The organism is Cognatundibacterium luofuense (genome assembly GCF_018139685.1).
Classification (GTDB): domain Bacteria; phylum Pseudomonadota; class Gammaproteobacteria; order Burkholderiales; family Burkholderiaceae_D; genus Undibacterium; species Undibacterium luofuense.
This window is the reverse complement of the sequence record NZ_JAGSPN010000571.1, coordinates 1-292: the sequence shown is the minus strand read 5'-3', so window position 1 is coordinate 292 and position 292 is coordinate 1. Positions and strand designations below refer to the sequence as shown.

The 292-nt window shown below is 53.8% G+C and carries 1 protein-coding gene; it reads left to right on the top strand.

What is annotated here, in order from left to right; genetic code table 11:
- On the top strand, positions 1-292 hold a 292-nt coding region (locus tag KDM89_RS21685; RefSeq protein ID WP_463322649.1), incomplete at both ends, for a type 1 periplasmic-binding domain-containing protein.

Genomic DNA, 292 nt, shown 5'->3' with positions numbered 1-292 from the left:
CAGTCGTCATTCCTTCTGACAGTGCGACCCGACAACATTTAACCGATCCTTTTTTTCTGGGCATGCTGGGCAGTCTGGCCGATGCACTGACTGAGCGCGGTTTTGATATGCTGGTTTCGCGCGTCGATGCAGAGCAGCTCGATAGCGTATCGCAGATCTATGACACAGGCCGTGCCTCCGGCATTATCCTGATCGGTCAATGGCGTCATCATGATCAGCTCAACGAACTCGCATTACGTCAGGTGCCCTTAGTGGTGTGGGGGGCGCAATTGCCGAAACAACTGTACGTAAC